Origin of the sequence: Streptomyces sp. NPDC001507 (genome assembly GCF_042894765.1) — a bacterium.
GTDB lineage: Bacteria > Actinomycetota > Actinomycetes > Streptomycetales > Streptomycetaceae > Streptomyces.
Window position 1 is genome coordinate 121,454 of the sequence record NZ_JBIAVV010000005.1, and the last position, 26,247, is coordinate 147,700.

22 protein-coding genes are annotated in these 26,247 nt (G+C 71.7%); 11 read left to right on the forward strand and 11 right to left on the reverse strand.

All coding sequences use genetic code 11. The features are described from left to right. Nucleotides 1-53: 53 nt before the first annotated feature. Entirely contained in the window at nucleotides 54-1,172 is a 1,119-nt protein-coding gene (locus ACFY0K_RS17775; protein WP_390640621.1) for a hypothetical protein, read from the reverse strand. A 119-nt stretch (nucleotides 1,173-1,291) separates the two neighbouring features. Here ACFY0K_RS17775 and ACFY0K_RS17780 point away from each other — a divergent pair, with 119 nt between their 5' ends. Further along, on the forward strand, nucleotides 1,292-2,449 hold the full coding sequence (locus ACFY0K_RS17780; RefSeq protein ID WP_351959446.1) for a cystathionine gamma-synthase: 1,158 nt from the start codon (nucleotides 1,292-1,294) through the stop codon (nucleotides 2,447-2,449). Between the two features lie 120 nt (nucleotides 2,450-2,569). Here ACFY0K_RS17780 and ACFY0K_RS17785 read toward each other — a convergent pair whose 3' ends face one another. The 3 genes from ACFY0K_RS17785 to ACFY0K_RS17795 all read right to left on the reverse strand — a co-directional run bounded on the left by ACFY0K_RS17785 (nucleotide 2,570) and on the right by ACFY0K_RS17795 (nucleotide 4,017). After that, nucleotides 2,570-2,818 carry a hypothetical protein gene (locus ACFY0K_RS17785; RefSeq protein WP_390640622.1) on the reverse strand — a complete coding sequence of 83 codons (249 nt, stop codon included), beginning with the start codon at nucleotides 2,816-2,818 and terminating at the stop codon, nucleotides 2,570-2,572. Further along, the gene (locus ACFY0K_RS17790) at nucleotides 2,815-3,321 is read right to left on the reverse strand and encodes a sigma factor-like helix-turn-helix DNA-binding protein (protein ID WP_390640623.1); all 507 of its coding nucleotides are present in this window, start codon (nucleotides 3,319-3,321) and stop codon (nucleotides 2,815-2,817) included. Before ACFY0K_RS17790 ends, ACFY0K_RS17785 begins: the two co-directional genes overlap by 4 nt. A 195-nt stretch (nucleotides 3,322-3,516) precedes the next feature. Continuing rightward, complete coding sequence (locus ACFY0K_RS17795) at nucleotides 3,517-4,017, reverse strand: MarR family winged helix-turn-helix transcriptional regulator (protein WP_390640624.1); 501 nt, start codon at nucleotides 4,015-4,017, stop codon at nucleotides 3,517-3,519. A gap of 163 nt (nucleotides 4,018-4,180) precedes the next feature. On the opposite strand from ACFY0K_RS17795, the gene ilvA reads away from it, so the two are divergent. From ilvA to ACFY0K_RS17810, 3 genes are all read left to right on the forward strand, one after another. Further along, nucleotides 4,181-5,410 (forward strand): threonine ammonia-lyase, encoded by a 1,230-nt coding sequence (gene ilvA / locus ACFY0K_RS17800; protein ID WP_390640625.1) that lies wholly within the window; start codon nucleotides 4,181-4,183, stop codon nucleotides 5,408-5,410. A 215-nt stretch (nucleotides 5,411-5,625) separates the two neighbouring features. Next, nucleotides 5,626-6,654: an ATP-binding cassette domain-containing protein gene (locus ACFY0K_RS17805; RefSeq protein ID WP_390640626.1), complete on the forward strand. Its 1,029-nt coding sequence runs from the start codon at nucleotides 5,626-5,628 to the stop codon at nucleotides 6,652-6,654. After that, a complete protein-coding gene (locus ACFY0K_RS17810) occupies nucleotides 6,651-7,505 on the forward strand; it encodes an ABC transporter permease (protein ID WP_390640627.1) in 855 nt (284 codons plus the stop codon). The genes ACFY0K_RS17805 and ACFY0K_RS17810 overlap by 4 nt, the downstream gene beginning before the upstream one ends. A gap of 18 nt (nucleotides 7,506-7,523) precedes the next feature. On the opposite strand, the gene ACFY0K_RS17815 is transcribed toward ACFY0K_RS17810, so the two are convergent. The 5 genes from ACFY0K_RS17815 to ACFY0K_RS17835 all read right to left on the reverse strand — a co-directional run bounded on the left by ACFY0K_RS17815 (nucleotide 7,524) and on the right by ACFY0K_RS17835 (nucleotide 13,257). Next, nucleotides 7,524-8,519 (reverse strand): antibiotic biosynthesis monooxygenase, encoded by a 996-nt coding sequence (locus ACFY0K_RS17815; RefSeq protein ID WP_390640628.1) that lies wholly within the window; start codon nucleotides 8,517-8,519, stop codon nucleotides 7,524-7,526. Beyond that, nucleotides 8,516-11,242: a molybdopterin-dependent oxidoreductase gene (locus ACFY0K_RS17820; RefSeq protein ID WP_390640629.1), complete on the reverse strand. Its 2,727-nt coding sequence runs from the start codon at nucleotides 11,240-11,242 to the stop codon at nucleotides 8,516-8,518. The genes ACFY0K_RS17815 and ACFY0K_RS17820 overlap by 4 nt, the downstream gene beginning before the upstream one ends. Beyond that, nucleotides 11,242-12,066 (reverse strand): FAD binding domain-containing protein, encoded by an 825-nt coding sequence (locus tag ACFY0K_RS17825; protein WP_390640630.1) that lies wholly within the window; start codon nucleotides 12,064-12,066, stop codon nucleotides 11,242-11,244. The genes ACFY0K_RS17820 and ACFY0K_RS17825 overlap by 1 nt, the downstream gene beginning before the upstream one ends. A gap of 123 nt (nucleotides 12,067-12,189) precedes the next feature. Then, on the reverse strand, nucleotides 12,190-12,690 hold the full coding sequence (gene greA / locus ACFY0K_RS17830) for a transcription elongation factor GreA (protein ID WP_390640631.1): 501 nt from the start codon (nucleotides 12,688-12,690) through the stop codon (nucleotides 12,190-12,192). A gap of 168 nt (nucleotides 12,691-12,858) precedes the next feature. Then, complete coding sequence (locus ACFY0K_RS17835; RefSeq protein ID WP_351959456.1) at nucleotides 12,859-13,257, reverse strand: DUF4307 domain-containing protein; 399 nt, start codon at nucleotides 13,255-13,257, stop codon at nucleotides 12,859-12,861. 138 nt (nucleotides 13,258-13,395) lie between these two features. Here ACFY0K_RS17835 and mca point away from each other — a divergent pair, with 138 nt between their 5' ends. Both mca and ACFY0K_RS17845 read left to right on the forward strand, forming a co-directional pair. Continuing rightward, the gene (gene mca / locus ACFY0K_RS17840) at nucleotides 13,396-14,277 is read left to right on the forward strand and encodes a mycothiol conjugate amidase Mca (RefSeq protein ID WP_390640632.1); all 882 of its coding nucleotides are present in this window, start codon (nucleotides 13,396-13,398) and stop codon (nucleotides 14,275-14,277) included. Continuing rightward, nucleotides 14,270-14,503, forward strand: coding sequence for a hypothetical protein (locus ACFY0K_RS17845; RefSeq protein WP_351959458.1), 234 nt, complete (start codon nucleotides 14,270-14,272; stop codon nucleotides 14,501-14,503). Before mca ends, ACFY0K_RS17845 begins: the two co-directional genes overlap by 8 nt. Before the next feature lie 6 nt (nucleotides 14,504-14,509). On the opposite strand, the gene ACFY0K_RS17850 is transcribed toward ACFY0K_RS17845, so the two are convergent. Together ACFY0K_RS17850 and ACFY0K_RS17855 are read right to left on the reverse strand one after the other, a co-directional pair. After that, a complete protein-coding gene (locus ACFY0K_RS17850) occupies nucleotides 14,510-17,710 on the reverse strand; it encodes a tetratricopeptide repeat protein (protein WP_390640633.1) in 3,201 nt (1,066 codons plus the stop codon). Between the two features lie 132 nt (nucleotides 17,711-17,842). Next, nucleotides 17,843-18,247, reverse strand: a complete 405-nt coding sequence (locus ACFY0K_RS17855; protein WP_390640634.1) for a hypothetical protein — start codon at nucleotides 18,245-18,247, stop codon at nucleotides 17,843-17,845. Between the two features lie 289 nt (nucleotides 18,248-18,536). On the opposite strand from ACFY0K_RS17855, the gene ACFY0K_RS17860 reads away from it, so the two are divergent. The 5 genes from ACFY0K_RS17860 (at nucleotide 18,537) to ACFY0K_RS17880 (ending at nucleotide 26,236) form a co-directional block, all read left to right on the forward strand. Continuing rightward, the gene (locus ACFY0K_RS17860) at nucleotides 18,537-19,199 is read left to right on the forward strand and encodes an ArsR/SmtB family transcription factor (protein ID WP_390640635.1); all 663 of its coding nucleotides are present in this window, start codon (nucleotides 18,537-18,539) and stop codon (nucleotides 19,197-19,199) included. Then, a complete protein-coding gene (locus ACFY0K_RS17865; protein ID WP_390640636.1) occupies nucleotides 19,180-21,219 on the forward strand; it encodes a thioredoxin domain-containing protein in 2,040 nt (679 codons plus the stop codon). Before ACFY0K_RS17860 ends, ACFY0K_RS17865 begins: the two co-directional genes overlap by 20 nt. Before the next feature lie 376 nt (nucleotides 21,220-21,595). Next, the gene (locus ACFY0K_RS17870) at nucleotides 21,596-22,891 is read left to right on the forward strand and encodes a glycosyltransferase family 2 protein (protein ID WP_352354570.1); all 1,296 of its coding nucleotides are present in this window, start codon (nucleotides 21,596-21,598) and stop codon (nucleotides 22,889-22,891) included. 4 nt (nucleotides 22,892-22,895) lie between these two features. Then, nucleotides 22,896-24,854, forward strand: a complete 1,959-nt coding sequence (locus ACFY0K_RS17875; protein ID WP_390640637.1) for a right-handed parallel beta-helix repeat-containing protein — start codon at nucleotides 22,896-22,898, stop codon at nucleotides 24,852-24,854. Further along, entirely contained in the window at nucleotides 24,851-26,236 is a 1,386-nt protein-coding gene (locus ACFY0K_RS17880; protein WP_390640638.1) for a right-handed parallel beta-helix repeat-containing protein, read from the forward strand. The genes ACFY0K_RS17875 and ACFY0K_RS17880 overlap by 4 nt, the downstream gene beginning before the upstream one ends. Nucleotides 26,237-26,247: the final 11 nt, after the last annotated feature.

Genomic DNA, 26,247 nt, shown 5'->3' on the forward strand with positions numbered 1-26,247 from the left:
TCAGCCCCCACTCACCCGCAGCCGACACCCGACGTGTCTTTTCGTCGGCTCCCTCAGATGTGCAGCGTCGCCGGGCTCCCGCCGTTCGCCTCGTAGCCCGCCACCGCCAGTGCGCGGAAGAGGGCGAACTCGGCCGCCGGGTTCGCCGACAGCGTCCAGGGCAGGGCCCCGACATGCCCGTCGACCCGTATCAGCTCGCCCATGGCCTCCGCCCAGCGCTCGGAGCAGACCAGGAAGAAGACCAGCAGGTGACGGACGTGCGCGAGCATCGGGTCGTCCTGCCGGGCCGAGTGCACCGCGTGCAGGGCGCCGTGCACGGCCTTGGTGACGACCTCGCTCTGGTAGAAGCTCACCACCAGGTTCACCTCCGGCAGGTGCTCGAAGACCGCGAACAGCGGCATCGCGGCCAGCAGCGAGCCCTGCGGGGCGCGGGCGGCGGCGGCCTCGGCGAAGGAGTACGCCAGCTCGCGCGAGCCGTGCCACTTCTCGCACCAGTAGTGCAGCGCCGCGAGGTGCGCCCCCATGTGCGTCGGAGCGCGGTCCAGGATCTTCAGCCACAGCTGCTCGAACTCCGGCTGCGGGTAGTTCAGCCCGCGCGCGACCGACAGCTCGACGATGTACGGCACCGGGTCGCCGGGGGAGAGCAGCGCGGCCTGCCCGCAGGCGTCCCTGGCCTCCTCCATGATGATCCGGAAGTCGTCGGTGCCGGGCACCGACGTCCGCCACGCCTGCTGCACCAGGAACTCCGCGTGGACGGCGGCGCCGCCGGCGTCCTTGGGCTGCTCGGCCCGCCAGACCCGCAGCCACTGCCCGCCCGGCGTCTCGCTGACCCCGCCCGGCCGCTCCTTGAGCTCCAGCGCGGCCGCGCCGGCGAAGGCCTGCACGCGCTGCCAGCGCAGCTCGCCCGCGATCTCCGTGCCCGCGAGCAGCTGCGAGGCCGCCCGGTAGTCCTGGGTGCGCTGCACCACGTCGAGGACGTCCAGCAGGTCCTGGTCGGGGCCGGGCATGCGGATGTCCAGTTCCTCCTCGCGCACGAAGCCGTAGTCCGCCGGGTCGGCGGCGTCCGGGTGGCTCGGGTGGACCTGCTCGATCATGCCGCGCCGCCGTCGCAGGACGGGGAGCAGCACGAAGCTCAGCAGGAGCGCCGCCATCAGGGCCCAGAGAATCGCCATGCGTCAAGCGAACCAGACGGCGCCGACAATTGGCCAACCGGTGCCCTGACCTGTGGACAACCGGCACCCCGGCCTGTGGACGACGCACCGGGGCCGTCGGAGCACTAGGCTCGTCAACCATGAGCGACAGGCACCACATCAGTCAGCACTTCGAGACGCTCGCCATCCACGCGGGCAACACGGCGGACCCCCTCACCGGTGCGGTCGTACCGCCGATCTACCAGGTCTCGACCTACAAGCAGGACGGCGTCGGCGGTCTGCGCGGCGGCTACGAGTACAGCCGTAGCGCCAACCCGACCAGGACCGCCCTGGAGGAGAACCTCGCCGCCCTGGAAGGCGGCCGGCGCGGGCTCGCGTTCGCGTCCGGGCTGGCGGCCGAGGACGCCCTGCTGCGCACGCTGCTCAGCCCCGGCGATCACGTGGTCATCCCGAACGACGCCTACGGTGGCACGTTCCGGCTGTTCGCGAAGGTCGTCTCCCGGTGGGGCGTGGAGTGGTCCGTCGCCGACACCAGCGACCCGTCCGCGGTGCGGGCCGCGATCACCCCGAAGACCAAGGCGGTCTGGGTGGAGACCCCCTCCAACCCGCTGCTCGGCATCACCGACATCGCCGCCGTCGCCCAGGTCGCCCACGACGCCGGGGCCCGGCTCGTCGTCGACAACACCTTCGCCACGCCCTACCTCCAGCAGCCGCTCGCGCTCGGCGCGGACGTCGTCGTGCACTCGCTGACGAAGTACATGGGCGGTCACTCGGACGTGGTCGGCGGCGCGCTGATCGTCTCCGACCAGACGCTCGGCGAGGAGCTGGCCTACCACCAGAACGCGATGGGCGCGGTCGCCGGACCGTTCGACTCGTGGCTGGTGCTGCGCGGCACCAAGACGCTCGCGGTGCGCATGGACCGGCACAGTGAGAACGCCACCCGGATCGCCGACATGCTGAGCCGGCACGCGCGCGTGACGCGGGTCCTGTACCCGGGCCTGCCCGAGCACCCGGGGCACGAGACCGCGGCCAAGCAGATGAAGGCGTTCGGCGGCATGGTGTCCTTCCAGGTCACAGGGGGCGAGGAGGCGGCCGTCGAGGTCTGCAACCGCGCGAAGGTGTTCACGCTCGGCGAGTCCCTGGGCGGCGTCGAGTCCCTGATCGAGCACCCGGGACGCATGACGCACGCGTCGGCGGCCGGTTCCGCCCTGGAGGTGCCCGCCGACCTGGTGCGTCTCTCCGTGGGCATCGAGAACGTCGACGACCTGCTGGAAGACCTGCAGCAGGCGCTCGGCTGATCGTTTCACCGGTCGCCGACCGATCCGCCGGCTGACGACGGATCCGCCGGCTGACGACGGATCCGCCGGCTGCCGACCGGTGCGGAGGCTGACGACCGGTGCGGAGGCTGTCGCCCGGTCTTACCAGCCGACGATGGGTGGAGTCGTCGTGGACGGCGGCTCCACCCACGGATGCACCGTCGCCGCCCAGACCGTGAACGCCACGGCCGCCGCGCACAGCAGCAGCCACAGCAGGCGGCGGGCCCTGCGCCGGCGCCGCAGCATCCGCCCGCCCCGGCGCAGCACCTCGCCGTAGAGGTCGGGCGGTACCGGCGGCGGCGTCCGCTCCATGACCCGCCGGGCCGCCGCCTCGCGTTCGGCACGGTTCACGACGGCGCCACCTTCGCTCCCAGCACCGCGGGCGCCGCCTTCCGCGGCGGATGCAGCAGGGTGGCCGTCGCCCGGTCGCAGAGGGCGTGCACGCGCTCCGCGGGCAGGCCGAGCAGCGCCGCCGTCTGCTCCTCGGCGACCCCCTCGTACAGCCGCAGCACCAGGATCAGGCGCTCCTGGGGCGTGAGCGCGGCGAGGGCGCTGCTTGGGTGCGGGCGGGTGCGGCTGAGCGGACCGCCGTACTGGTGCCAGGCGGAGTTCGCGAAGCGCAGGGCGAGGTGCTGACGGGCCAGGTCGTACGGGTCCTCGCCGCGCAACCGGTCCCAGCCCGCGTACGTGTGCGCGAGCGCGAGGGTCAGCAGGCGCCGCGCGCGGGGGTTGGCGTCCGGCGCCTCGGCGGTCAGCAGGGTGGCGGCATGCAGCAGCCGGCCGGCCGCGCCCGCGACGAACGCCTCGAACTCCCGGGCCCGGCGGGCGTCCTGCAGAGCCTGCCGATCACGCACCGCCCCTCCTCGGCTGTGAGGGCCCGGACACGGTCACACCGGGGCCCGGTCTCATATGAGGCCAGGGCCGGGCCCACGGTCAAGAGCCGCGCGGTACGCGTGCGTGGCGGATACGTGCGGTACGCGTGCGTGGCGGATACGTGCGACACGCGCGCGTGGCGGATGCGGCGGCTGCGTCCGGGGGCCGGTCGGCGGTCAGGAGGCCGGCGGGGTGTCCGTGCCCGGCGGCACCGCCATCCGCGCCGACAGCGCGCTGTTGAAGCGGGTGAGCAGCGCGCAGAACGTCTCGCGCTCCGCCGGCTCCCAGTCCTGCGTCAGCTCCGCCATCAACTGGCGCCGTGACGAACGCACTTCCTCCAGCCGCGACAGCCCGCGCGGGGACAGCTGGAGCACCACGGCCCGGCCGTCCTCGGGGTGCGAGGTGCGCTTGACGAGCCCGGTGTCGACCAGCGGAGCCACCTGCCGGGTGACCGTCGACGAGTCGATCCCCATGCTCGCGGCGAGCGCCTTGACCCCCATGGGGCCTTCCTTGTCGAGGCGGTTGAGCAGCAGATACGCGGCGCGGTCCATGGAGTTGCGCACCTGGCCGACGCCGCCGAGCCGGGTCTGTTCGGCACGTCGGGCGAACACCGCCACCTCGTGCTGAAGCGTGTCGAGAAGACCGCTGTCACCGACGGTCGTCATGTCCATCGACATTTCAGGTGTTGTGGGCATGGCGGGGGGCTCACTTCATGAAAGGAGTGCTGATGTGGGGGACAGAGTACGCGGACAGGGGGCGAGCCGTACCGGCGCTGCGCAAACCGGTCTCGGAGCTTGGTCACACCCGCGCCTCCGGCCTGTGAACTGCGAGACTTGAGTCATGAGCTACAGCACGGCTGACCCCTTGCGCCCCGTCACCCTCGACGACGTACGCGGCGCCCAGAAGATGCTCACGGGCGTGGCGCGGGCGACCGCGATGGAGGGCAGCAGGCATCTGTCCCAGCTGGTCGGCTCGCCGGTGCACCTCAAGTGCGAGAACCTCCAGCGGACCGGTTCGTTCAAGCTGCGCGGCGCCTACGTCCGGATCGCCGGGCTGCTGCCCGAGGAGCGCGCCGCCGGGGTGGTCGCCGCGAGCGCCGGGAACCACGCGCAGGGTGTGGCGCTGGCTTCGTCGCTGCTCGGCGTGCACTCGACCGTGTTCATGCCCAACGGCGCCCCGCTGCCCAAGATCAGTGCCACCCGCGAGTACGGCGCGGAGGTGCGGCTGCACGGCCAGGTGGTCGACGAGACACTGGCCGCCGCCGAGGAGTACGCGGCCGAGACCGGCGCGGTGTTCATCCACCCCTTCGACCACCCGGACATCATCGCCGGTCAGGGCACGGTGGGGCTGGAGATCCTGGACCAGTGCCCGGAGGTCGGCACGATCGTCGTCGGGATCGGCGGCGGCGGGCTCGCGGCCGGGATCGCGGTCGCGGTGAAGGCGGTCCGGCCGGACGTCCGGATCGTCGGCGTCCAGGCGGCGGGCGCGGCCGCGTATCCGCCCTCGCTGGCGGCCGGGCGTCCGGTCACGGTGGCGAACCCGGCGACGATGGCCGACGGCATCAGGGTCGGACGGCCCGGTGACGTGCCGTTCGCGCTCGTCGAGGAGCTGGTCGACGAGGTCCGCACGGTCAGCGAGGACCAGCTGTCCGCCGCGCTGCTGCTCTGCCTGGAGCGGGCCAAGATGGTCGTGGAACCGGCCGGGGCCAGCCCGGTCGCGGCGCTGCTCGGTGAGCCCGGCGCCTTCGCCGGACCGGTGGTCGCCGTGCTGTCCGGCGGCAACGTCGATCCGGTGCTGCTGCAGCGGGTGCTGCGGCACGGCATGGCCGCGCAGGGCCGCTACCTGGCCGTACGGCTGCGGCTGACCGACCGGCCGGGCGCGCTCGCCACCCTGCTCGGGGTGCTGTCCGCGGTCGACGCGAACGTCCTCGACGTGAGCCACGTCCGCACCGACCCCCGCCTCGGGCTCGCGGAGGCGGAGGTCGAACTCCACCTGGAGACCAAGGGCCCGGCCCACTGCACCGAGGTCGGCCGGTCGCTGCGCGAGGCGGGGTACACGGTCATCGACTGAGCGCGGCGGCCGTCCCCGGCGGTAAAGGCCCAGGTCGGCGCCTGTTCATTCACTCGTTCGGGGAAATCCGTCGACGGACGCGATACATCGCGTTATGGTGTGTCGCGTGGCCACCGCTGCCCCCGCCTGCCGTCGCGCAGGCGGAAAACCATAGGCGGACCGAGGGCCGCATACCTAGCCTTCTCACAGAATCCCCCGACGACGTGGAGACCCATATGCCAGGCGCCATCTATGCCGAAGGTCTGGTCAAGACCTTCGGCGACGTAAGGGCTTTGGACGGCGTCGACCTCGACGTCCCCGAAGGCACGGTCCTCGGACTGCTCGGGCCGAACGGCGCGGGCAAGACGACGGCCGTCCGCTGCCTGACGACCCTGCTCCGCCCCGACAGCGGCAAGGCCGTCGTCGCGGGCATAGACGTCCTCGGGCAGCCGGACGCCGTACGCCGCTCCATCGGCCTGTCCGGACAGTTCGCGGCGGTCGACGAATACCTCACCGGCCGCGAGAACCTGCAGATGGTCGGCCAGCTCTACCAGATGCGGGCCAAGCAGGCCAAGGCACGCGCGGCCGAGCTGCTTGAGCAGTTCAACCTCACCGACGCCGCCGACCGCCCCACCAAGACCTACTCCGGCGGCATGCGCCGCCGCCTCGACCTCGCCGCCGCCCTCGTCGTCTCCCCGCCGGTGATGTTCATGGACGAGCCGACCACCGGACTCGACCCGCGCAACCGCCAGCAGCTGTGGGAGGTCATCCAGCAACTGGTCTCCGGCGGTACCACCCTGCTCCTCACCACCCAGTACCTGGAAGAGGCCGACCACCTCGCCCACGACATCGCGGTCGTCGACCACGGCAAGGTCATCGCCCAGGGCACCTCCGACGAACTCAAGGCCCGCACCGGCGGCGAGCGCGTCGAGGTCGTGGTGCACGAGCGCGAGCACATCCGGACCGCCGCCGAGGTGCTGGCGGGGTTCGGCAAGGGCGACACCACCGTCGAGGAGCACACCCGCAAGCTCACCGTCCCCGTCACCGGCGGTGCCAAGCTGCTCGCCGAGGTCATCCGCGAGCTGGACTCCCGGGGCATCGAGATCGACGACATCGCCCTGCGCCGCCCCACCCTCGACGACGTCTTCCTCTCCCTGACCGGACACGTGGCCGAGGAGAAGCCCGAGGGCAACGGCGAGCCGGGTACCAAGAAGAACACCCGCAAGAACACCCGCAAGGACAGCCGCAAGGAGGCCGTGAAGTGAGTGCCGTCAGCGACACCGTGCGGGTGCCGGCCGCCCCCGGCAACGCCCTGACCCAGTCGTTCCGCGACTCGATGGTCGTCGCGAAGAGGAACCTGATCCGGATGTCCCGGATTCCCGAGATGCTGATCTTCGGACTCATCCAGCCCATCATGTTCGTGGTGCTGTTCACCTACGTCTTCGGCGGCTCGATCACGGTCGGCTCCTCCACCTCCACTCAGGCCTACCGCGAGTTCCTGATGGCCGGCATCTTCGCGCAGACCGTCACGTTCGCCACGGCGGGAGCCGGCGCGGGCATCGCCGACGACATGCACAAGGGCCTCATCGACCGCTTCCGCTCCCTGCCCATGGCCCGCGGCGCGGTCCTGACCGGCCGCACCCTCGCCGACCTGGTCCAGACGGCACTCACCCTCGTCGTCCTGGCGATCGTCGCGGTGATAGTCGGCTGGCGCACGCACGAGAACCTCGGCAAGGTACTCGCCGGCTTCGCCCTGCTCCTGCTGCTCGGCTACGCGTTCTCCTGGATCGGCGCACTCATCGGCCTGACCGTACGCACTCCCGAGGCGGCGACCTCAGGCGGTCTGATCTGGCTGTTCCCGCTGACCTTCATCTCCAACGCCTTCGTGGACGCGAACCACCTGCCGGCCTTCCTGCGCCACATCGCGGAGTGGAACCCGTTCAGCGCCACCGTGCAGGCCTGCCGTGAGCTGTTCGGCAACCTCCCGCCGGGCTTCAACGCGTCCGACGCCTGGCCGATGCAGCACCCGGTCTGGGCCTCGCTGATCTGGTCGGTCGCGATCATCCTGGCCTTCCGGACGCTGGCGGTCCGCAAGTACCGGCGGGCGGCCGGCTGACGGCAGCGGCAGCGCCGGTCAGGGAAGCGTCCAGAACCGGACCGTGACGAGGTAGAAGACGACGGCCCAGAACCCCAGCGCCGCCGCGACGATGCCCAGGCCCCGGAGATCGCTCCGGGCCCGGGGCTCGTCCGGCGACGGCCGTAGCCAGCGGCCGAGCAGCGGGTTCACGTAGTAGGGCATGGTCAGGAAGCTCATGAGGAAACTCGACAGCAGATTGCCCACGAGCAGGCCGATCCACAGCCGCAGGTGCAGCGGGGACAGGGCCAGCGACAGCAGCACGACGGTCGGGTACAGGCCGACCCAGATGGCGAGGGAGGTCCTGGTCTCGGAGGGCGGTGGCGAGGTGTCCCGGCCGTTGCCCTCGAAGGCGAACCAGCTGCCGAACGAGTTGTCGATCGTCCGCAGTTCGAAGTCGCTGAACTTCTCGCCCTCGGCCAGGACCTCCTGCCGCTCGGGCGACGTCAGCCAGGCGTCGAGGTGCTCGGCGCTGTCGTAGCGGTACAGGGTGGTCCATTCCTCCTGGAGCCCCTCGACCGGACGGAAGAGCTCGGTCCCGCGAAACCCCTCGAACCTGCTCTCCGCCCGGACCATGCGCCGCTGCCAGTCGAGGAAGTCGTCGACGTGGTCCGGGTGCACGCGGTGCGTGACCACCACGGTGACCAGCGGATCCGGTGACCGGGTGCCGCTGCTGACCACCTGCTGGGTCGCCGGGCCGTCGAAGTACTCGGCACCGGTGTCGAGATACCGCTGCCGGGTCCCGCTGTTGATCCACGCCTGCAGGTGGGCCACCGAGTCGAACCGGTACACGATGACCCAGTCGGGTTGCAGCGGTGTCGGCGGGGAGATCTCGGCGCCGAGGAAACCGGGGTAGCGGGCGGCCGCGGTGTTGAGGTCCTTCTGCCACGACTCGAACTCCCGCTCCCTGCCGGGCAGCACCTTCTGGCCGATGATCGCCGTCGCCGCGGAGGCCGCGTTCTTCTCGGTGTGCATGGCTGCCGGCCCGGTGTTCATGGCCGTCGGCCCGTCGACACCGACTGCGCCGCGGAGAGCCGGCCGTAGACGCGTTCCGGGGTCAGGGGCAGCGCGCGGAAGCGGACGCCCGTGGCGTCGTGCACCGCGTTCGCCAGCGCGGGGGCGACCGGGTTGATGCAGCACTCCGCCATCCCCTTCGCCCGCAGGGGGCCCACCGAGTCCGTCGAGCCGACCAGGAGGACCTCGGTACGGGGGACGTCGGCGTAGCTGGGGATGCGGTAGTTCCGCAGGTTCGGGTTGGTCATCACGCCGTCGCCGTCGACGTGGTGGTTCTCGGTAAGCGCGAACCCGATGCCCTGTGCGACCCCGCCCTCTATCTGGCCGCGCACCTGCGCCGGGTTGATGACCACCCCGGCGTCCGCCGCCTGCACGCTGTACAGGATCCGGATCTCGCCCGTCACACGGTGCACGGCCACCCGGAACCCCTGAGCGTTGGAGGTGACGCTCCGGGGCGAGCCGTAGGCCTTGCGGGCGGCGGTGAAACGGATGCCGCCCGCCCGGGCCGCCGCGACCAGTTCGGCCAGCGGCACCCGCCGGTCCCCGCAGACGACACCGTCGTCGTCCAGCGTGCACAGCACGACATGGACGCCTGTGTACGCGGCGGCGAAGGCCAGGATGCGGTCGCGCACGGCGTCGGCCGCCCGCAGGACCGCGTTGCCCGCCACGGAGAGGCCCGCGCTCGCGAACGCGCCGGTGTCGAATCCCGTGCGGTCGGTGTCGGACTGCACCAGACGGATCCGCGCGGGTGTGGTGCCCAGTTGCCCGGCCGCGATCTGGACGTGGGCCGTGGAGGTGCCCTCGCCGAACTCGACGGTTCCGACGGCCAGTTCATAGACGAGGTCGTCGCCGAGGGTGACCCAGGCCTCGGCGAGGTGTTCCGTCGGCGGCGCGGTCTCGTGCAGGGAACTCGCCGTGCCGGTTCCGACCAGCCACTCGGGGCCGGGAGGCGGCTGTCCCGCCGTACGGGCCAGGGCCGCGTCCACCAGATCGATGCACCGGGTCGGCCCGTCCTCGGCGAAGACCACGTCGTCGGGGCCGTCGTGCAGGGCGGCCAGGGGCTCGCCCGGCCGCACGATGTTGCGCCGGCGCAGCTCCATGGGGTCCAGACGCAGGGCCCGGGCCAGCTCGTCCATCGCCGACTCCACGGCGAACGCCGGCTGGGTCATGCCGTAGCCGCGCAGCGCCCCGCTGGGCACGGTGTTCGTGTAGACGGAGTACGCGTCGTACTTCTTGTTGGGGCAGCGGTAGATCATGACGGAGGCGCCGCCCGCGTACAGCGTCTCGCCGCCGTGGTTGCCGTAGGCGCCGGTGTTCGACACGCTGTGCACCTGGACGGCGGTGAGCGTGCCGTCCGCCCTCGCGCCGAGCCGGACCGTCAGGGTCATCGGATGCCGCGGCGAGGCCGTGGTGAACTCCTCCGCACGGGTGAACTCCAGAGAGGTGGGCCGTCCGGTGTCCAGGGTGGCGAGCGCGACCAGGTCCTCCGTGATCACCTCCTGCTTGCCGCCGAACCCGCCGCCGACCCGCTTGCAGAACACCCGCACCCGGTCCGGGCGGAGCCCGAACAGGTACTCCAGCTTGACCTTGGCGATCGACGGCGACTGCGAACTGGTGCGGACGTTCAGCCGGCCGTCCGCCAGCCAGGCGATCGAGCCGTGGGTCTCCAGATGCGCGTGCTGCACCCGCGGCGAGAAGTACGTGCCCTCGTGGATCACGTCGGCTGCGGCGAACCCCGCGTCCACGTCGCCGATGTGCGCGTGCAGTTCCAGCAGGACGTTGTGGACCGGGTCGCGGACGAACGGATCGTGGGAGCCGTGCAGCTGCGGTGCCCCGTCGGCCATCGCCGCCTCGGGGTCGAACACCGCCGGCAGCACCTCGTACGCGACCACGAGCCGCCGGCAGCCCTCCTCGGCCGCGCCGACCGTGTCGGCCAGCACCGCGGCGACCCGCTGGCCGGCGAAGCGGACCGTGTCGTCGAGGATGTAGGTGTCGTCGGGGTCGACCAGGTGGTCGGTGTGGATCGCCGTGGTGAAGCGTCGGCGCGGCACGTCCTCCCAGGTGTAGACCCGGTGCACACCGGGCACCGCGAGCGCTGCACGCTTGTCGACCGAGCGGATCCGGGCGTGGGCGTGGGGCGAGTGCAGCACCTTGAGATGCAGCAGGCCCTCGATGTGCGTGTCCATGGTGAACTCGGCGTGCCCGGTCACCACGTCATGGCCCGCGGGCGCGCCCACGCTCGTCCCGACGGCCCCGCCCGGTGCCGCCGTCTCCACCGCGCGGACGCCCCGTACGGCGTCCTCGATCGCCCGGTATCCGGTGCAGCGGCACAGGTTGCCCTTGAGCGCCCGGGGCAGATCCGCCTTCTGCTCCTCGGTGAGGGTTGCCGCCGTCATGATCATGCCCGCGGTGCAGAACCCGCACTGGAACCCCGGGGCGTCCTCGAACCGCCGCTGCACGGGGTGCGGTGCGCCGGGCCCACCGAGTCCCTCGATCGTGGTCACCTCCCGGCCGTCCGCGCGGAACGCGGGGGTGATGCAGCTGTGCACGGGAACGCCGTCCAGCCACACCGTGCAGGCGCCGCAGTCGCCGGCGTCGCAGCCCTTCTTGACGCCGAAGTGGCCCAGCTCGCGCAGGAAGGTGCGCAGACACTGGCCGGGGGCCGGTTCCCGGTCGAATTCGGCGCCGTTCACGAGGTAGCTCATCACAGGTCCCCAGCCGTGAGTTCGCGGCGGATCTCCTCGGCGAAGTGCCGTGCCAGATGGCGGCGGTGGTCGGGGGTCCCGTTGGGGTCGGCGAACCACAGGCCGGCCGGCAGGCCGTCGACGTCCTGCCGCAGGGTCCGGGCGTCGGGCAGCGAGTCGTACGCGAGGCGGACCGGGCGGGTGGTGCCGGCGGTGACGGTGAGCTGCAGGTCGTTGCCGCCCTGCCGCTGCGTGCCGACGAGGAACACCGTCGAGCGGCCGAGCCGGGTGAGCGTGAAACGGCGGTGCGCGGTGCGCCTGCGCAGCGCCCGCCCGGGGACGCTGACGCGCCGCAGGAGCTCCCCGGGGGCGAGGATGTTGCGGTGGTCACCCGTCACGAAGTCGAGGGCGTCGACGAAGCGCACGGACCCGTCGGGTGCCCACAGCTCGTACCGCGCCTGCAACGCCACCGTCAGCGTGATCATCGGACCGGCGGGCAGGGACAGGCAGATGTTGCCGCCGACGGTCGCCGCGTTCCAGACCTTGAACGAGGACAGGAACGCCTCGCAGCTGCTCCGGAAGAGGTGTCCCGCGGTCCAGCCGATCGGCCAGGGGAAGGCGTACAGATCGCGAACGGTGCAGGTGGCGCCGATCTCCAGCCCCGCGTGCGTCGGGACCAGGGGCGTCCAGCCCAGCGCCGTCAGGTCGATCAGCCGTCGCAGCTCCGGCTGCTCCGCGGAGTAGAGCCAGGTCCCGCCCGCGAGCCAGGCATCACCCTGCCGCCACTCCGCGCCCGGCCGCTCGGGCGGTCGCCGGATGACTTCGGTGATGGTGTTGAGGTCCATGAGAACCGTGACCTACGCCTACGGGGGACAGGCGGGCACCTACACCCTCGCGCCATTTTACGCCGGGGTACGACAAGGCCCCCGGCGTCCCGTGGACGCCGGGGGCGGATGTCTGTCCGGGGGTCAGCCCGAGTAGGGCTCGGCCTTCAGGATCTTCACCGAGGCCTTCTTGCCGTTCGGCAGCTCGTACTCCGCGTCCTCGCCCACCTTGTGGCCGATCACACCGGTACCCAGGGGGGACTGCGGGGAGTACGTCTCGATGTCGGCGCTGGCGTACTCGCGGGAGGCCAGGAGGAAGGTCATGGTGTCGTCCTCGTCACCGTCGAAGGCGATGGTCACCACCATGCCGGGCGCGACGGCGCCGTCCGCGGACGCCGGGGCCTCGCCGACCTTGGCGTTCTCCAGAAGCTGGGTCAGCTGGCGCACACGGAGCTCCTGCTTGCCCTGCTCCTCCTTGGCCGCGTGGTACCCGCCGTTCTCGCGCAGGTCGCCCTCCTCGCGTGCGGCGGCGATCTTGGCGGCGATCTCCGTGCGCGCAGGACCAGACAGGTACTCCAGCTCGGCCCTGAGCTGGTTGTACGCCTCCTGGGTCAGCCAGGTGACGTTCTCGCTGGTCTGGGTCACAGGTGCTCCTCGTCGGTACTGGGAATACAAAGCATCGCCCTACCCGGAAGCATGTTCCTTCTTGGAAGGGCGAAACCACGAGCCTAACAATTCAACGACGGAAGGGGGAGGACATAAGCCATCAGAATTACGTCAACGCAGGTCAGCGCCTACGTATTCCGGCTGACGTCAGTCGGCGTGGCAGCCGAGCAGCTCCGCCGTGGTGCCCCGGGCCGTCGTACGGAGGGTGACCACCCGGTCGATCTCGGTCGCGGAACCGGTGAAGTGGAAGTCCGCCCGGCCCACCTCGGAGCCGTCCGCCGCCTGGGAGCGCAGCGTGCAGTAGCCGGAGGCGCCGGAGTCCTTGTGGACCTCCAGGTGCACCTCGACCGCGTCGGCGGAGGCGGCGAAGGTCACGACCTGGGCGCTGATCTTGCTCTGTACGACATAGTGGTAGGCCCAGTAGCCGACCAGGGCGAGCAGCAGGGCACCCAGCACCGCACCGGCGACCTTGAGCTTGCGGTCGGCGCGCTCGTCCGAGGAGCTGCCGTAACGGCCCTCGGGCAGCCGCGTGCTCGCGGTACTCATGATCGTCCTCCTGGCAGGAACCACCCCGGACCCGTTCGGGAACCGGCCCCCGGAATTATTCGCCCCCCGATTCGGTCACTATAGAAGCCGCCGATCGCCCCCGAGCTACCGGGGCGCCGACTTACCAAGGATTGAGTCTTGACTGACCAGCTGCGACTGATGGCCGTCCACGCGCACCCCGACGACGAGTCGAGCAAGGGCGCGGCCACCATGGCGAAGTACGTGTCCGAGGGGGTGGACGTGCTGGTCGTGACCTGCACGGGCGGGGAGCGCGGCTCCATCCTCAATCCCAAGCTGCAGGGCGACAAGTACATCGAGGAGCACATCCACGAGGTACGCAAGAAGGAGATGGACGAGGCCCGCGAGATCCTCGGCGTCAAGCAGCAGTGGCTCGGCTTCGTCGACTCCGGCCTGCCCGAGGGCGACCCGCTGCCGCCGCTGCCCGAGGGCTGCTTCGCCCTGGAGGACGTCGACAAGGCGGCCGGCGAGCTGGTGCGCAGGATCCGCGCGTTCCGTCCCCAGGTGATCACCACCTACGACGAGAACGGCGGCTACCCGCACCCCGACCACATCATGACCCACAAGATCTCGATGGTGGCCTTCGAGGGCGCGGCCGACGCCGAGAAGTACCCCGAGGCCGAGTTCGGGCCGGTCTTCCAGCCGCAGAAGCTCTACTACAACCAGGGCTTCAACCGCCCGCGCACCGAGGCGCTGCACAACGCCATGCTGGAGCGCGGCCTGGAGTCGCCGTACGGGGACTGGCTGAAGCGGTGGAGCGAGATGGAGCGCACCGAGCGCACCCTGACCACGCACATCCCGTGCGCGGACTTCTTCGAGATCCGCGACAAGGCGCTGATCGCGCACGCCACGCAGATCGACCCGGACGGCGGCTGGTTCAAGGTGCCGATGGACCTCCAGAGGGAGGTCTGGCCGACCGAGGAGTACGAGCTGGCGAAGTCGCTCGTCGACACCTCCCTCCCCGAGGACGACCTCTTTGCGGGCATCCGCGACAATGCCTGACATGAGCGCAAGCCTGGCACTGACGCACCTCGTCCCCCTCGCCAAGGAGGTCGACGAGAACAAGGTCACCCCCGGAGTCCTCGGCTTCATCGTCTTCGCGGTGATGGCCCTCGCGGTCTGGGGTCTGATGAAGTCCATGAACAAGCACATGCAGAAGGTCGACTTCAAGGAGTCCGCCCAGACCGGGGCGGACTCCAAGACGCCGACGGCCGACCCCAGGAGCTGACCGGCGTCAGATCGCGGCCGGTACCGGCACGCCCATCACCTCGCGGGCGTGCCGGCCCGGCACCATGCCCAGACGCCAGGCCTGCCAGCCCGCCTCCAGCTGCACTCCGCGCTCCAGCAGCAGGCCGTACGCCGTGACGTACTCGGCCAGCTTCTCGTCGCGCAGCGGGTGTGCGGCGCGGGCGAGCAGGGCCAGGTCCTCCTGGGCGACGGCGGTGCCGACCTCCACGCCACCGGGCGCGGCGTACGGCAGCAGGGTGCAGCGCAGGAAGCGCGCCCAGTCCTCGCCGCGCCGGTCGCCGTACGACGTGAAGAGGGTCACCGCCTCGTCGCACAGGGTGAGGGCCTGCTGGGTGCGGCTGTTGCCGGCGTCGACGACGGCCAGCTCCAGGCAGGTCCAGGCCTCGCCGTGGACCACGCCGATGCGCTGGAAGTCGGCGCGGGCGTCGACCAGGAGCTGGCGGGCGAAGCCCGAGTTGCGCAGCGAGCCGGTCTGGGCCGCCCGCTGGTCGCGGGTGACCCGGGCCGAGTGGTGGCGGGCGCAGGCCAGGCCGTAGACGTCCCGCATCCGGGAGAACATCGACCGTGAGCGCTCCAGTTCGCGGACCGCCTGGTCCAGGGTGCCGGTCTCCTCCAGGGCCAGGCCCAGGTAGTACACCGTCCAGGCCTCGCCGCGCGCGTCCTCGTTCTCCCGGTGCCGGGCCGCCGCCGCGCGCAGTGCGTCGGCCGCCGGGGACGCGTCGCCGGCCACCAGCCGGGCCCGCGCCAGCTGGGTCAGCGCCCACGCCTCGCCCCGGGCGTCCCGGGTACGGCCGTACCGGTCCAGCGCCGCCCCGAGCTCCTGTTCCGCCCGCGGCACGTCGCCCATGCGCAGCGCCAGCTGGCCGAGCTGGAAGTGCGCCCAGGCCTCGCCGTGCACCGAGCCGCCCTCCCGGTGCAGGACGAGCGAGCGGGTGAGCAGGTCGAGGGACTCCGGCAGCCGGGCCCGGTCGCGCTGCACCGCCGCCAGCGCGTGCATCGTCCACGCCCGGTCGGTGGCCAGCCCGGGGGCCGCCTGGAGATCCAGGGCCTCCTGGAGCTTGGTGGCCGCCTCGGTGAGGTTGCCCTGGTGGTGCAGGGTGATCCCGAGCGAGCACAGCGCGCGGGCCGCGCCGGCGTCGTGATGCGCCTCCAGGTAGAGGTCGACGACGGAGGTGAGCGTGGTGCGGGCCTTGTCCAGCTCGCCCAGCTGACGGGCCGCGATACCGGTACGCCACTGCACCGAACGCACGAGAAGACCCTGGTCGACGGCCTGGGCGAGCTCGCTGATCTCGCCGAGCCGGTAGAGGTCGCCACGCAGCAGGCAGTAGTCGCACAGCGCGCCCAGCAGGTTCTGCACGGCCGTCTGGTCCACGCCCTCCGCGTGCCGCAGCGCCGCCGTGATGAAGCTCGACTCGTCGTCCAGCCAGCGCAGCGCCTCGTCGAGCGAGGTGAAGCCGTGCGGGCTGAACCGGTCCGAGCGGGTCGACATGTTGCCGTCGACCAGCCGCAGCACCGAGTCGGCCAGCTCCGCGTAGTTCACGATCAGCCGCTCCTGCGCCGCCGTGCGGTCGGCCGGGGTCTCCTCGTCCAGGAGCCGGGCCTGGGCGAACGAGCGGACCAGGTCGTGCAGGCGGTAGCGGCTGCCCCGGACGTGGTCGACCAGGCCCGCCCGGGTGAGCGCGACCAGATGCCGGGTGGCCTCCGCCTCGTCGGCGCCCAGCAGGGCGGCGGCGGCCGCCGCGCCCATCGAGGCCCGGCCCGCCAGCGCCAGCCTGCGCAACAGCCGCCGCCCGGTCTCCGGCTGGTCGGTGTACCGCAGCCACAGCACCCGCTCCACCGGCCCGACCGGACCGTACGCGCCCAGGTCCGTGGCCAGCTGGAGCGGTGAACGCGAACCCAGCGACGACCCCGCCACCCGCAGCGCCAGTGGCAGCCCGCCGCACAGCTCCCGGATCCGGTCCGCGGACTGCGCGTCGTACGGCCCCGACGCGTCCTCGGCCACCGCGTCCAGCAGCTCCTCCGCGCCGGCCGCGTCCAGCGCCGTGACCGGCAGCCGGTGCACCCACGCGGCCAGGTCGGCGGGCAGGTCGAGCTGGTCCCGGGCGGTGACCAGGACCAGGCTGTCGGAACGCTCCGGCACCAGGGTGCGCACCTGCTCCGGATCCGAGGCGTCGTCCAGCACGATCGTCACCGGCAGCCCCGTCAGGTGCTGGTGGTACAGCTCGCTCAGCCGCTTGACCTGCTGGTCGGCGGAGGAACGCTCACGGAACAGCAACTGCTCGCGCGGCGCGCCCAGCCGGTTGAGCAGATGCAGCAGGGCGTCCCGGGTGGGCAGCGGCGGCTCCTCCCGGCTGGCGCCGCGCAGGTCCACGACGACCGCGCCCCGGAAGAGATCCTTCAGCTCGTGGGTGGCCCGGACCGCGAGGGCGGTACGGCCGGAGCCCGGCTCCCCGTGCAGCACCACGACGGTCGGCCGGGTCTCCGTGGCCGCCCGGGCCGCCTGCGCCCACTGCCGGATCCGCGCCAGCTCCTGCTGCCGGCCGGCGAACGGGCGGCCCGCGTCGGGGAGCTGGCCGAACGACTGCTCCAGCACCGACCGCCGCCGGGCCGCCGCGCTCTTGTCCGCGCCGCGCAGCCCCGGGCCCTGCTTCTTCGGTCCCGTGGAGGCGCTGAGCACCCGCTGCTGATCGAGGAACGGCCGGATGCCCCGCACCTCCAGCGCGGTCAGCCACTGCAGCCGCAACTGCTCGGGGCCGCCGGGCTGGCCCGCCGCACCGGCGTGGTGATGAGCGGCGGGCAGATGGGAAGCGGCTGCCTTGACGACCGTGGCGGCCGCCCCGATCACCCCTACGGCCACGCCGGCGCCGAGCGCCGTGGCCGCCCCGGTGCCCAGGGAGAGGTCGGCGACGGTGGCGGCGACCGCCGCGACGGCCGCGACCAGCAGGGGAGTTCCCGAGCCCTCCTTGGCGTAGCGCCGGCCGAAGCTCGGCCGCTCGGCCTCCGTCTCGTCGAGGGCGTGGGTGTACGCCGCGTACTCCTCGGCGGCCGTCCGCTCCATCTCCGCCAGCCCGTCGCGCGCCCGGGACAGCAGCACCTGCCCGTCCACGCGGCCGCCCGAACGGCGGACCTCCTCCTCCACGGCCCGTACCAGCAGCCGGTCGGCTTCCGCCCGATGGGCGTCCCGCATGTTCCGTCCCCCTCCAGCGGCAACTCCTTTGTCCACAAGTGTCCTTGCGAAGGGTCGCGATGGCGAGGGGGCGGCGATCAGGGGTGGGTGAGGGTTCGGTGGTGGTCGAGACCACCGGGCGGCCGGCCCTGCCTACCGGGTGGCCGATCCGGGCTGGGCGGCTATCCGGCCCCACCCCTTGGACAGCGCCAGATACACGCAGGCCGCGGCCAGCCCCGCCTCGGCCACCGCGCTCGCCAGCGCCTCCAGCAACTCGGTGCCCACCGCCGACGTCGTTATGTCGAACCACGCGTCCAGCACCGCGGCCGATGCCGTCGCCGACGCCGTGAGCCGCGCCCGGGCGTCGCCCCGCAGGCCCAGTACCGCCGTCGCCGCGCACCCCGCCGCCATCAGGACGTCCAGCCCGATCCAGGCCACCGCCCAGTTGTGCACCTCGGTCTTGGTGGGCAGCGTCAGGGCCAGCACCACCATCCACGGCACGAGCAGCACGGCGGACGACCCGAGCAGGATCAGTGCCCACCGCTTCAGCCGCCTCATCCGCTTCGCCCCTCGGGTCTGCGTCACCGTCAACCGGTCCAACATCTGATCCCTCTCGCCTTGTTCCGGATCCGAGGCTGTGGAACCTGTGAATCCGTTCCGTGCACGTCCGGCCCGTCCAGCTCCTCCGCCATTCGTCTTCACGCTAGACGGCAGAGAAAATTCTGCAAAGAAAATTCGGCGGACATCGGGGAAGGTTCAGGGAGACTCAGGGATGTCTCAGGGCTCTCGGCACTCTCGGGGCTGTCGGGGTCCTCGGGGCCCTCCGGCTCGGGGATACGGTGGCCGCATGACCGACGGCACGCCCCGGACGGCCGGACCAACCGAGCCCGCCGCACCAGCCGAGAAGCCAGCCGGGAAGCTCACCGAGAAGCCCGCCGAGCTGACCAGCCTCGAACGCACCGCCCTCTACAAGTCCCTCGGCAACCCCCTGCGCCGCCGGATCCTCGACTACCTCGGCCGGCACGGCGAGGCCAACTCCACCGTGCTCGCCCGCGAACTCGGCGAGAGTTCCGGCACCACCAGCTACCACCTGCGCAAACTCGCCGAGCAGAAGCTCATCGAGGAGATCCCGGAGAAGTCGGGCGGCCGGGAACGCTGGTGGCGGAGCCTGCCCTTCAGCCACACCACGCCCGACCCGGCCACCATGACGACCGAGGAGTACGCGGCGGCCGAACACCTCGCCCTCCTGAAGATCGAGGTCGACACCGGGCTCTTCCGCCGCGCCCACGAGGAGTACCGCGGACCGCAGGGCTGGGCCCAGGTGCAGCGCACCGCCACCTGGATGACGAAGACCGACCTCCACGAATTCGTCCGCGCCTACCAGGAACTCCTCGACCGCTACAGCCACCCCGACGACGCCGTCCCCGAGGGGGCGCGCCGGGTGAATCTGCGCTTCTACGCCGCTCCCGACCCCGTGGGAGAGTGGGAGGGTGAACCGACTGGCCCATGAGACGTCCCCGTACCTCCTCCAGCACGCCGACAACCCCGTCGACTGGTGGCCCTGGTCGGCCGAGGCCTTCGAGGTCGCGCGGACCGCGAACAGACCCGTGCTGCTGAGCGTCGGGTACAGCTCGTGCCACTGGTGCCACGTCATGGCCCACGAGTCCTTCGAGGACGAGGCCACCGCCGGCTACCTCAACGAGCACTTCGTCAGCATCAAGGTCGACCGTGAGGAGCGTCCGGACGTCGACGCCGTCTACATGGAGGCCGTGCAGGCCGCCACCGGGCAGGGTGGCTGGCCGATGACGGTGTTCCTCACCCCGGATGCCGAACCCTTCTACTTCGGTACCTACTTCCCGCCCGCCCCCCGCCACGGCATGCCCTCGTTCCGGCAGGTGCTGGAGGGGGTGCGGGCCGCGTGGGCGGACCGGCGGGACGAGGTGGCCGAGGTGGCCGGGAAGATCGTCCGGGATCTCGCCCAGCGGGAGCTGGGGCACCAGGGCGGGCGGCCGCCCGGGGAGCAGGAGCTGGCGCAGGCGCTGCTCGGGCTCACCCGTGAGTACGACCCGCAGCGCGGCGGGTTCGGCGGTGCGCCCAAGTTCCCGCCGTCCATGGTCATCGAGTTCCTGCTGCGGCACCACGCCCGGACCGGTTCCGAGGGCGCGCTGCAGATGGTCGTGGACACCTGCGAGCGGATGGCCCGGGGCGGCCTCTACGACCAGCTCGGCGGTGGGTTCGCCCGTTACTCCGTCGACCGTGACTGGGTCGTGCCGCACTTCGAGAAGATGCTGTACGACAACGCCCTGCTCTGCCGGGTGTACGCCCACCTGTGGCGGGCCACCGGGTCCGACCTGGCCCGCCGGGTCGCCCTGGAGACCGCCGACTTCATGGTCCGCGAACTGCGCACCGCCGAGGGCGGGTTCGCCTCCGCACTGGACGCCGACAGCGAGGACGGGAGCGGGCGGCACGTCGAGGGCGCGTACTACGTGTGGACGCCCGCCGAGCTCCGCGAGGTCCTCGGGGAGGACGACGCGGACCTGGCCGCCCGGTACTTCGGGGTCACCGCGGAGGGCACCTTCGAGGAGGGGCGGTCCGTCCTGCAACTCCCGCAGCAGGAAGCCGTGTTCGACGCCGAGCAGATCGAGTCCGTGCGGCGGCGGCTGCTGGCCGCACGGGCCGGACGCCCGGCCCCGGGCCGGGACGACAAGGTCGTCGCCGCCTGGAACGGCCTCGCCGTCGCCGCGCTCGCGGAGACCGGCGCCTACTTCGACCGCCCCGACCTGGTCGAGGCCGCCGTCGCCGCCGCCGATCTCCTCGTACGTCTCCACCTCGACGACCACGCGCGGCTCGCCCGCACCAGCCGGGACGGCAGGGTCGGCGCCAACGCGGGCGTGCTGGAGGACTACGGCGATGTCGCCGAGGGCTTCCTCGCGCTCGCGTCCGTGACCGGCGAGGGTGTCTGGCTGGAGTTCGCGGGACTCCTCCTCGGCCATGTCCTGGCCCGCTTCACCGACCAGGAGAGCCCGGAGACCGGTGCCCTGTACGACACCGCAGCGGACGCCGAGCAGTTGATCCGCCGGCCGCAGGACCCGACCGACAACGCCACGCCCTCGGGCTGGACCGCCGCCGCCGGTGCGCTGCTCGGCTATGCGGCCCACACCGGTTCCGAGCCTCACCGGATCGCGGCGGAGCGGGCGTTGGGGATCGTCCGGACCCTCGGGCCGCGCGTGCCGCGCTTCGTCGGGTGGGGGCTCGCCGTCGCCGAGGCGCTGCTGGACGGCCCGCGCGAGGTCGCGGTCGTCGGACCGGACGCGGCGGATCCCCGCACGGCCGATCTGCACCGTACGGCGCTGCTGGGCACCGCGCCCGGCGCGGTGGTGGCCGTGGGGACGGTGGAGAGCGACGAGTTCCCGCTGCTCGCGGGGCGGCCGCTCGTCGGTGGGGAGGCGGCCGCGTACGTGTGCCGCAACTTCACGTGTGATGCGCCGACCGTTGATCCGGAGCGGCTGCGGGCGGCACTGGGGGGCTGAAGTCCGCCGGAGCCCGCCGAGTCCGCCGAGGGGTGTGGGTGCGTTGTCGGCTGCGGGCGCGTGGGGGTTGCTCGCGCAGCTCCCCGCGCCCCTCACGGGGGCGCACAGGGCGCGCTTTCCGGCCGTCGGGCTGAAACATGCCATTTATCAACCGAGTTCACGCCCTTCACATCGTCCCCATAGGATCCCTCCGTGCCGTGACGGAAGTGACCTGCCGTCACGGTTGGGGCAGGGTGGGCGTGAAGATTCTGTAAGTGAAGTTCGTGTTTAGTGTGATCGCCGTTCACTCGAACGCCCCTAGCATCGCTGGAGCAGTGCCCGGTTCTGTCGCATTTCGGACCGCGGCAGTCGTGTCATGTGGGGGGAGAGCGCAACATTGTCCGAGTTCTTCGACCAGGTCTGGTCGTGGATCGTCGAGGCCGTGGGGGAAACTTCGTGGCGAGAGCTGATGCCGCTGGGGCTGGCCGGACTGTTCGTCTGGGCCCTGTGGTTGTACCGAGCGGTGCTCTCCCGGTTCGCCAAGCCAGTCGTCAACGACTTCCGTACCAGCGTCTCCGTGGTGGTCCCGGCCTACCGGGAGGACCCGGAGATCCTGCTGGAGTGCCTGGAGAGCTGGCTCGCCCAGGATCCGGCCGAGATCATCATCGTTCCTGACGTCGAGGACCACGAGGTACTGCACCGGCTGTCGCTGGTGGAGGACCCCCGGGTCCGGGTGCTCGCCTTCGAGCACAGGGGGAAACGTTCCGCCCTTGGGGTCGGCATACGGGCCGCCACCAGTGAACTCCTCGTCCTGGTGGACTCCGACACCCGCTGGGAGCCGGGCCTCCTCGACGCCGTGCAGATGCCGTTCGAGGACCCGGCGGTCGGCGGCGTGGGCACCCAGCAGAACGTCTACCAGCGCACCACCAGCGTCTGGCGCCGGGTCGCCGACTGGCTGGTCAACCTCCGTTACTACGACTACGTTCCGGCCATGGGCCGGGCCGGTGCCGTGGCCTGTCTGTCCGGCCGTACCGCCGCCTACCGCCGCGAGGCGGTCCTGCCGGTCCTCGAGAACCTGGAGAACGAGTTCTTCTTCGGCCGCCGCTGCGTGGCGGGCGACGACGGCCGGCTGACCTGGCTGGTGCTCGCCTCGGGCTACAAGACCGTGCACCAGTCCTCCGCGCGGGCCATCTCCATGTTCCCCTCCTCCTTCCGGGCCTTCGTGAAGCAGCGCGTCCGGTGGAGCCGCAACTCCTACCGGTGCTACCTGACCGCGCTGTACAAGGGCTGGCTGTGGCGGGTCCCGCTGGTCACCAAGATCACGGTGCTGCAGATCCTGCTGACCCCGGTGACCATGGGCATGGCCCTCGGCTACCTGCTGACGAGCCGGCTGGACTTCAGCGGCCGCGGCATCGTCCTCACCCTGATCTGGCTGCTGCTGGGCCGTGCCGTCCGCGGCTACTCGCACCTGCGCAGACACCCGCAGGAGATCCTCCTGCTGCCCCTGACGGCCCTCGTGGTCATCATGATCTCGCTGCCGATCAAGCTCTACGCATTCGTCACCATGAACAAGCAGGGCTGGCTCACCCGCACCAGCACCAGCATCGGAGGCGAGGGCCAGAGCGCGGCCACGCTCTCCGGATCCGCCGGCGGCGGCCAGAGCCACACCGCCCTCCAGCCCGAGGTGATCTGACGCCATGACCACCCCCCTCATGACGCATCCCACGACGAAGAGAAGACCCGGCCCCGGCCCCGGCACCCGGCTGCGCCGGGCCGGTGCCAGGACGGCGGCCCTGCTGGGCGCCTTCGCGGTGGCGGCGACGCTGCTGCTGGGCACCTCGGCCACGGCCCACGCCGGCGGGAACGGCGACACGAAGCAGAAACCGGCCGTCGAGGACGCGGAGACCGAGGCCGCGCTGGTCGCCGACGAGGACCACCGGCTCAACCAGGTACGGGCGTTCAGCTCGGTGGCGCCCCTGCAGAGCACCAAGTGGACGGTGCCGTACCGGCTGGACACCGACAACGGGTACACCCTGGTACTCACCCAGCGCAGCAACGCCTACACCATCGCCGACCTGCTCAAACTCGCCCCGCAGACCTTCGTGCGGCGCAAGGACGGCTCGTACCTGCTGACCGAGAACATCTACCTCAACGTCGGCGCCAAGCTGAAGCTGTCCAACCCGGGCGGCCTCACCCTGCGGATGGCCAGCAACCGCAGCGGCTTCGTCTCCATCGTCTCCTTCGGCGGCGAACTGGTCCTGCAGGGCACCGCCCAGGCGCCGCTGACCGTCACCAGCTGGGACCCGCAGGGCAACAAGGCCGACAGCGACGTCCGGGACGGCCGCGCCTACATCCGCACCATCGGCGGGCAGTTCGAGATGACGCACGCCAAACTCGCGGACCTCGGGTTCTGGAGCGGCCGTACGGGCGGGCTCAGCCTCACCGGCACCGACCGGCCGAACACCGGTTCGCTGGAGGACACCGGCCAGGTGCACGGCAAGACCGCGCGCGAGCGGGCCCACCGGCAGGGCGACGAGAACGACCAGAACACCTCCAGCGGTGACGTCACGGCCATGCCCTCGGGCGAACTGACCACTCCCGACGCCCGGTTCTCGACCGGCGGCATGTCCTACGTCTCCGGGTCGATCACGCACTCGACCATCACCGGCAACGACTTCGGGATCTTCATCTCCAGCGCCACCGGGATCGAGATCAGCGACACGACCGTGGAGAACAGCCTGCAGGACGGGGTGGTCATGCACCGGTTCGTCTCCAGCTCGCTCGTGCAGCGCACGGTCGCCAAGGACAACGGCGGCGACGGCTTCATCCTCTCCCGGGCCACCCAGCAGGTGCGGGTCAGCGGCTCCATCGCCGAGGGCAACGGCGGCAACGGCTACACGCTCAGCGGCAAGCCGCTGGCCGACGGCCCCTCCGCCTCCGGGCAGGCCGTCGACAGCTACGGCTCCAACTCGGTCGCCAACAGCGTGGCCAAGGACAACGGCCGCTACGGCGTCGAGGTGCTCGGCGGGTTCGACGTCGGCGTGCAGAACAACCGCATCGAGGGCGGCGACATGGGCATAGTGGCCCGCCTGGCGGCGGACAAGGTGTCCATCACCGGCAACCGTCTGAGCGGCCAGAACCGGCAGGGCATCTCGGTCCGCGACGGCGTCACCGACGCCACCGTCACCGGCAACATCATCGACGGGCCCCGGACCGGCGTCTACGTCCGCGACTCGGACGCCGAGATACGCGGCAACACCGTCCAGGACGCCACCCACCACGGCGTCAGCCTGGTCGGCGGCGTGGACGGCACCACGGTCTCCTACAACGTGATCGGCGGGGTCGGCCCCAGCGCCCTGGACTCCAGCCGCTCCCACGGCGGCGCCGACATCAGGGAGAACCAGACCTTCGCCTGGTACGACACCAGCTCCTTCTGGGTCAAGGTCAAGCACTACGCCAGCCCGATGACCCTGCTGTGGACGGGCATCCTGCTCCTCATCCTGTTCTCGGCCGCCATGGGCCGGCGCAGGCGGCGAGCGGCCGGGCAGGGTGCGGGCATCGTGCACCCGTACTCCGACAAGGCGCCGCTGCCCGCCCCGCCGCCGCACGAGATCGCCGTGGTCGGCCGCCGCCGGGAGCCGGTGATGAGCGAATGAGCGAGGAGAACCCCGCGGTACCGCCCGACGACGGCTTTCAGCCCGACGACGGCGTTTCGCCCGACGACGGCCTTCCTGGCGACGGTGGCCCGGGCGGCGACGGCGTTCCCGGCGACGGTGGTCCGGGCGGCCACGGCGTGCCGGGCGACGGTGGCGGCTCCGCACCGGCCGAGTCCGCCGCGGAGCGGGCGCGCCGGATCTGGCTCGCCGGCGGGCCGCCGCTCTGGGTGGCCTCGGCCGCCCTGCTGATCTCGGTGGTGGCGCTGATCGTGGCGGGCGTCTCGGCCGGCGACGACCGGCCCGTCGTGTACGGCGCCGGCCCCACCGCAGGCCCCACCATCCCGGTCGCCGAACCCACCGACGACGGGGACACCGGCGACCCCGGCGACGCCGGCGCCACGGCCTCAGATCCGGCACCGGGCGGCACGGCGGCCACCGATGGCCCGGCCACGCCCACCGCGACCGGCCCGGCCGCCGCCTCCGGACCCGTGAAGTGCCCGGCCGCGACCGTCACCGTCAGCGACGCCAAGTCCCTGAAGGGGGCACTCGACCAGGCGCGGCCGGGTGACGTCATCGAGATGCGGGACGGGGTCTACGCGGACCGCTTCACCGCCGCCACACCCGGTACGGCGGACCGTCCGATCTTCCTGTGCGGCGGTCCCGGCGCGGTGATCGACGCCGGCGGTGTCGACGGCGGCTACGCCTTCCACCTCGACGGCGCCAGCCACTGGCGGCTGATCGGCTTCACCGTGCGCAACGGCCAGAAGGGGGTCATGGCCGACAGGGTCCAGGGCACCGTCATCCAGGGCCTGACCGTCGAGAACATCGGCGACGAGGGCATCCACCTGCGCGACTTCAGCTCCGGCAACGTGGTCGAGAACAACACCGTCCGCGCCACGGGCAAGCGCAAGGAGCAGTTCGGCGAGGGCATCTACGTCGGGTCGGCGGAGTCCAACTGGTGCACCGTCACCGACTGCAAGCCCGACAAGAGCGACGGCAACGTGATCCGCGGCAACCACGTCAGCGACACCACCGCGGAGTCCGTCGACATCAAGGAGGGCACCACCGGGGGCTCCCTCATCGGCAACACCTTCGACGGCGCCGGTCTCAGCGGGGGTCACGACGACTCCTGGGTCGACGTCAAGGGCAACGACTGGCTGATCAAGGGCAACACCGGCCGGCACTCCAACGAGGACGGCTTCCAGACCCACCGGATCCTCGACGGCTGGGGCACCGGAAACGTGTTCCAGGCCAACACCGCGCAGGTGGACGGCCCCGGCTACGGCTTCCACTTCGCGCCCGTCGAGAACAACAAGGTCACCTGCGACAACAAGGTCACCGACGCGGCGAAGGGCCTCGCCAACATCGCCTGCTCCTCCTGAGGGCGTGGGGC